Genomic DNA, 5,571 nt, shown 5'->3' on the forward strand with positions numbered 1-5,571 from the left:
GGGATTGAGCCATGGACCAGCTCACGGCATTGGAGCGCGCCTTGCTCGAACAGTTCAGGCGCTTGGCGAACGAGTTCGATCAATCGGAGAGCGCGTCCGAGGAGTATTCGAAGAAGGTGGGCGCTTGGTCGCAGCGCATCTCGCAGCGACAATCGGCGATCGAGGCTCGCTTGTCGCAGATCGAAGCCACGCAGCAGCGCTTGAGCGCGGGCTTGGAGAGCTTGAACGCGGCCTTGTCCAAACAGACCGCCTCAACCACGCACTTGGTGCAGCAAGTGAACGCGTTGCTGAAAGAACGCTGACACTGGTCCAGGAGCGCAAAGCGCATGAAAGGGAGTTGGAGCGGGCCGCGCGGCGGGAGCGTGACAGAGATTGGGGGCATGAGCTTTAGACGAATGCCTTAAGGGCACCTCGAAAAATTGCTCTGACCTCTCATGACACAACGACGTCAAACTCAACCGAGGCGTTCTTCTTGGCGGCCGGAATCGCGTAGCGGTTTGAAAGTTCGAAAAAATCCATTTGGCCGTCGTTCCACCCCCAGCAGCCGAATGCCGCCGGCCTCATGCCACAGCAGCCCGTCAGGGCAATTTTTCGAGGTGCCCTTAATTCAGATTTATAGCCTCTGCTTTTTTCTGATAGCCATTATCCATTTTCGTACACTATTTTTGAAAGGATAATTTAAATATAAGGCGCATGTAAACCGCAACGCAGTCAAATCTATTTCATCCCCATCTTTAATGGATCAAATTGCAGAGCAAATTTTCTGCCAAGTCCTTTAGGTTCAATGCCATCTCGAAATGCTCGGCGAAGTGGCTCATCGTCCATCATGTCGATTAGCGAGAAACCTTTTTCATTTGTAGCAAGGCCAGGATTGTGTTTGCCCGCTTCATCCTTGTATTGAGAAATCCACTCTTCCCATGTCAGTTTCCCATGGGAAAGAAGGTGATTGACTTCCTGGCCCAGTGGGGACTGCTCAAACCGATTTGAGACCGAGGTGAAGACACCCAGAGCTTTGTCCAAGAGTTGCTCATCTACGCTGTTGAAAGGATATAGTCTTCCATTTACAGACACTTCGTTCATGATTTTTCCCAAGGCCATCATGAAGGAAAGTGTGAGCGGATCATCGTCGCTCAAGCGAGATATCGCCCTAGCAAAAGCCACAGCAGCTATTGATAATTTATGCGGGCGCTGACCAAATCTACCGTCAAAAAGGTGAGGGCTTTCGGACCATACTGCATTAATAAGTTGATTGGCTGTAGTGGCAGGATTAATGTCGAGCATTCCTATTTTGGATTGAATTTCGAGAAGGTTTTGAACAACAACCGCAGCCTCGCTTTTCTTGAAGGTATTCTTGACACTGCGGAATAGTCCCATGATGATCGCTCCTTAGTCGAATTTTGAAGGTCTAATTATCTTAATTCATACCGCTTAGGGTTGAGTTGCTCAAGATAACAAGCTGCTCGTAGGCTTGAGAATTGTCTTTTACTTTAGCTTTTGCTGTTGATGGGCTTATGCCCTGCCCCCGTCTGCCCTACAGCCCGCTCAGATCCGAGCGGGCAGGCGGGGGCTACTACACTCTTGGTCGTCTACAGCAACACGCTGATCTATCGGCCAAGGATGCGATGAAAGAGGCTGCGGGATTCCTTAGGCCGCTTGTCTTCCAAGAGCGCCTGCTGGCGCTCGGCCATCGCGCGCCAATGATCGGCATTGGCTTCTGCCTTGGCCAGCATCTCCCGCAGCAACTCGACCTCGCGTTTCAGGCCCCGGTCGGTCGGAGTGGTCGGGTGGTTCTCAGGGGTGGTCGGTTGCGGTTCCGGGAACCGGTCGGCCGACCGGTCGGGAGTTTGGAAAGGAAACGCGCGGTGCAGCTCGGCTGGATCGATGGTGTAGTGACCCCGATCATCCTTGGGTGCGCTCATGCGCCCGCTATTGATGGCGTTGAGCAGGGTGGATTTGGATCGGCCACAAGCCTTGGCAGCCTGGTTTAGCGTCAGCGCCACAGTGGTTCCTCAGGTGGTCGGGGCCGGTCGTCAAGGTGGTCGGTATCGGTTCCCGGAACCGGTAGCCGACCGGTCAGCTACTCGGGGGTTTGGTCGGCTTTGCCGCCCTCAATTACGTCCAACTTGTAGCGTTCAACAGCTTGCGCATGGTTGTTCACGTTGCCCCGGAACGCCCCTTCTGGCGTCACAGTGATGATCTTCGTCCGACCTCGCTTGATACGCTTAATCGCACCAACCTCTTCCAGCAAAGCGAGGATAGGCGACATGTTGTTAGGAGTAATCCCCGTAAGATCACACAAGTCTGCGGCAGTTTTAGAGCACTCGTAGGTTTGCCAGCCCAGATACCGAGTGATTTGCCAAAGAACGGCCAACGCTTGATGCTGCTTAGCAAGTGACTGGCCTGAATTGCGCAGGCGTTGGGTCACGGCGTCTTGGTACTGGAATGCAATGGACACGTTGCCTCCTCCGAAGAAATCAAACTCGACTTGTTGTGCAGCGCTAAGCTCCTTAGCGGCTCTAGCGGCCTCACGGGCCTTCTCAGCGCGTTCGGGGCTGCTTTCTTGCAAAGCCTGCTGGTCCAGCAGCAAGGCAGCTTGGTCATAGGTTCCACGCCTGCGCAGGGCACGATCAGTCAAGTTGGTGGGTGGTGTGGGGTTAGACGAAGCACGGGGGCGAACAAGGCCGACGAGGGCACCAATAGACTGAACAAGGGAACCGGTGCGGCGCTGCGCCTCCTGAGTAGCCCGAGCCAGTGCAATGTCCTCTTCAGACACCCCCATGCTGCGCAACTCGCTAGTTGATACTCTGCTCATGCCCGTCCCTCATAGTTCTTTGGTAGAGAACTTTAGTTCTGTGGTGAAGAACTGTCAATTTTCGTTTTTTCCAGCCTGGCAAGGCCGAAACGGCCAAAATGCACCAGCGTATCCATATATCCTAAGAGTCTTAGGTGCACCGGCATGCGCAGATCGGCCGTTTGGTTGCGCTGCACGGTCGGGACATGCTGGGGAAAAAGAAAGTGAAACGGCTGCGCCAGAGGGCCACAGAGAGCGCCGGTGGCATCCTGTAGGCCACAGACCAAGGCCCAAGGCTTGGAGAGGGCCCTAGAAGCGCGCTGTGGCGCTCTCACGCCTGCTTGCGGGGCCTGCCGCCCTTGGCGCCATTCGTCCGTGCGGCCGCGGCCTTGGCGGGGGACGCCGACTTGCCCCCTTCCGCGCCAAGCAGCGCAGCCATCCAGCGGCGCGTTCCATAGATGCCCTTCATGAAGCCAGGAACGTAGACGTCCGCGTCCAGGCGGGGCCAATGCAGCCCAAGGCCCGACGGGGTGATCTCGATCTCGGCCAGATCGGCCGGATCGGCCCCGGCCAGGTCTTCCACAAGATGCACCGGGACCATGATGGTGACGCCGCTGCTCAGGCCCACCACGAGGCGGTTCTGGCGGGCGTCATATTCGGCACTGACGGCATAGCCGTTGCGGCGCAGCTCCTCGCCTTGGCGAACGGCAGACTGAAACTCTTGCTCAGAAATCTCCATGAATAGCGCTCCATTGCGGACAGAGGGTGGACAGGTGCGCGGCCAGGTCCTTCTGGATGCGCAGTTCTTCGCGGCGCGAGAAGCCATAGCTTTCCCGCAGGCTTGGCGGACCATCGGGACAGTTCAGCACGAACACGGCCTCTCCCTTGGCCCCGATAACGTGGACATGGGCGGGGCGGTGATCGGCAGGGTAGATCACCACCCGCAAGCCATCGAGACGAAGAACAGTCGGCATGACACACCTTAGCAAAAACCCAAGCGCTTGGGAATGATGGTGAGACGTAGCACCATTTGGCCATACCTCCAACTGATCCTGCAGCCTTTCTGACGGCGCCATGACTCCCTTGCTTGTGGTCTCTTCGCCAGCATACTCTCGTGGCCACGACAAGGCTTCGCCTTGCCCTGACCACTCGCGCTGGTGAGGGGGCGTGCCGCCCCCTTCAAACCCCCGGCTCCGCGCCCTTGGCACGGCAGGGCCAGCCCGAACCCCGGCAGTGGACACCCCTGCACCCCTCTGGAGCCTGCCCCATGGCCGACGACCCTTCCGCCACCCCCGAACCTGCCCGCTGGATCAAGTTGCGGGCCAGCGCGGCGGAGCGGGCGCGCTGGCAGGCGCTGGCGGCGAGCCGGGGCATGTCCTTGTCGGAGCTGATCCGGGCGTCCCTGGGTGGTCTGCGGCTGCGGACGCGGCGGGAGCCGCCACCGGTCGCGCCGGAGCTGCTGCGAGAGCTGGCGCGGATCGGGAACAACCTTAACCAGCTCGCGCGGGCCGCCAACCGGCACGAGCCGGTGACGGCCACGGCGTTGCTGGCGCGGCTGATCGAGATCGACCGGGATCTTGGGGCGCTTCGGGCGGCACATACGCGGGCCGACCCGCCGGAGCGCGGCTGATGTTGATCAAGTTTACCAGCGGCGGCCGGGGCGGCGGGGGAGCCGTGTGCAACTATCTGGTCGATGCAGAGCGCATGGGCCGGGAGCATTGCCCGCCGGAAGTGGTGCGCGGCGACCTGGCGCGGACGCAGGAGCTGATCGACAGCATCGGGCGGCAATGGACCTACACGCACGGGGTGCTGTCCTTTGCGCCCGAGGACGCGCCTACTGTGGCCGAGCAGGAGGCGGCGATGGATGCCTTCGAAGCCTTTGCCTTCGCCGGCCTCGATGCCGACCAGTTCGATATTTCCTGGGTGCGCCACCAGCACACCGAGGCGGGCCGGGTGGAGCTGCACTTCGTGACCCCGCGCCTGGAGCTGGCCTCCGGGCGGGCGCTCAACATCGCGCCGCCCGGCTGGGAGCGGAGCTTTTCCACCCTGCGAGATGCGCTGAACCTGGAGCACGGTTGGGCGCGGCCGGACGATCCGGCGCGGGCGCGGGAGGTCGCCTTCGAGCTGTCACCGCCTTGGGCGCAGCACGGATTCCACCTGAAAGAGGGCAAGGAGGCCGTCCACGGCTATGTGGCGGCGCTGATCGAGCGAGGGGCGGTGCATGACCGCGCCAGCCTGGTCGATGCGCTGACCGAGGCGGGGCTGGAGGTCACACGGGCAGGCAAGGACTACGTGACGGTGCGCGATCCCGACACCGACGAGCGCCTGCGGCTCAGGGGCCGCATCTACGAGAAGGACTGGAGCGATGACACGGAGCTTGGCCGAGCGGCTGCACGAGAGATTGGAGAGTCAGACGGCCGAGATCGCGGCCTTGACCGAGAGCGAACTCTCGAAGCTCTCGCAGCGTGTGAGCGCGAGCGTGAGCACCGAGCTGACCGAAATCGAGATCGCTATCGCCCGAGCCACACATGGGATCAGGAGCGCGCTGCCACAGTTGAAATGGATCCTGGGGCTAACCTGGGGCGCGCTGATCGTGAGCTTGATGCTGACCGGCTTCTTGCTCTGGCGCTCGAGCCAGCCCTTGAAGGTAGTGGAGGACATGCCCTTGGAGACATTCCAGAGCAGGGGGCAGAGCTACCTGGTGTTGCCCGAGAACGCGACGCCGCTGCAATGCACGACGCCCTCGGGACGGAAGGCGATCTGTTTGCACATGACGACTG

Annotated in this window: 8 protein-coding genes; 3 read left to right on the top strand and 5 right to left on the bottom strand. The window is 60.2% G+C overall.

Going from position 1 to position 5,571, the window contains the following annotated elements; translation table 11 throughout:
- The first annotated feature begins 11 nt into the window (after positions 1 to 11).
- Positions 12 to 302, top strand: a complete 291-nt coding sequence (locus AAIL68_RS17030; protein WP_347140957.1) for a hypothetical protein — start codon at positions 12 to 14, stop codon at positions 300 to 302.
- Positions 303 to 717: 415 nt separating this feature from the next.
- Here the strand turns inward: AAIL68_RS17030 and AAIL68_RS17035 are convergent, their stop codons facing one another.
- From AAIL68_RS17035 to AAIL68_RS17055, 5 genes are all read right to left on the bottom strand, one after another.
- A complete protein-coding gene (locus tag AAIL68_RS17035; protein ID WP_347140959.1) occupies positions 718 to 1,374 on the bottom strand; it encodes a hypothetical protein in 657 nt (218 codons plus the stop codon).
- Positions 1,375 to 1,604: 230 nt separating this feature from the next.
- The gene (locus AAIL68_RS17040) at positions 1,605 to 2,000 is read right to left on the bottom strand and encodes a hypothetical protein (RefSeq protein WP_347140960.1); all 396 of its coding nucleotides are present in this window, start codon (positions 1,998 to 2,000) and stop codon (positions 1,605 to 1,607) included.
- 77 nt (positions 2,001 to 2,077) lie between these two features.
- Positions 2,078 to 2,587 carry a winged helix-turn-helix domain-containing protein gene (locus tag AAIL68_RS17045; protein WP_347140961.1) on the bottom strand — a complete coding sequence of 170 codons (510 nt, stop codon included), beginning with the start codon at positions 2,585 to 2,587 and terminating at the stop codon, positions 2,078 to 2,080.
- Positions 2,588 to 3,122: 535 nt separating this feature from the next.
- Positions 3,123 to 3,530: a DUF2442 domain-containing protein gene (locus AAIL68_RS17050; protein WP_347140962.1), complete on the bottom strand. Its 408-nt coding sequence runs from the start codon at positions 3,528 to 3,530 to the stop codon at positions 3,123 to 3,125.
- Positions 3,517 to 3,765, bottom strand: a complete 249-nt coding sequence (locus AAIL68_RS17055; protein WP_081791460.1) for a DUF4160 domain-containing protein — start codon at positions 3,763 to 3,765, stop codon at positions 3,517 to 3,519. The genes AAIL68_RS17050 and AAIL68_RS17055 overlap by 14 nt, the downstream gene beginning before the upstream one ends.
- A 293-nt stretch (positions 3,766 to 4,058) precedes the next feature.
- Between AAIL68_RS17055 and AAIL68_RS17060 the strand changes: the two genes are divergently transcribed.
- Positions 4,059 to 4,421 (top strand): MobC family plasmid mobilization relaxosome protein, encoded by a 363-nt coding sequence (locus tag AAIL68_RS17060; protein WP_347140963.1) that lies wholly within the window; start codon positions 4,059 to 4,061, stop codon positions 4,419 to 4,421.
- The coding region (locus AAIL68_RS17065) for a relaxase/mobilization nuclease domain-containing protein (protein ID WP_347140965.1) at positions 4,421 to 5,571 on the top strand (1,151 nt) is incomplete at its 3' end. The genes AAIL68_RS17060 and AAIL68_RS17065, both read left to right, overlap by 1 nt.

This window comes from Paracoccus sp. SSK6 (assembly GCF_039770665.1).
In the GTDB taxonomy this organism is placed as follows: domain Bacteria; phylum Pseudomonadota; class Alphaproteobacteria; order Rhodobacterales; family Rhodobacteraceae; genus Paracoccus.

What these genes read in the sequence shown, in the direction of transcription:
- AAIL68_RS17050 (WP_347140962.1), bottom strand. Translation starts at nt 3,530, where the DNA reads ATGGAGATTTCTGAGCAAGAGTTTCAGTCTGCCGTTCGCCAAGGCGAG.
- AAIL68_RS17035 (WP_347140959.1), bottom strand. Translation starts at nt 1,374, where the DNA reads ATGGGACTATTCCGCAGTGTCAAGAATACCTTCAAGAAAAGCGAGGCT.
- AAIL68_RS17055 (WP_081791460.1), bottom strand. Translation starts at nt 3,765, where the DNA reads ATGCCGACTGTTCTTCGTCTCGATGGCTTGCGGGTGGTGATCTACCCT.
- AAIL68_RS17030 (WP_347140957.1), top strand. Translation starts at nt 12, where the DNA reads ATGGACCAGCTCACGGCATTGGAGCGCGCCTTGCTCGAACAGTTCAGG.
- AAIL68_RS17060 (WP_347140963.1), top strand. Translation starts at nt 4,059, where the DNA reads ATGGCCGACGACCCTTCCGCCACCCCCGAACCTGCCCGCTGGATCAAG.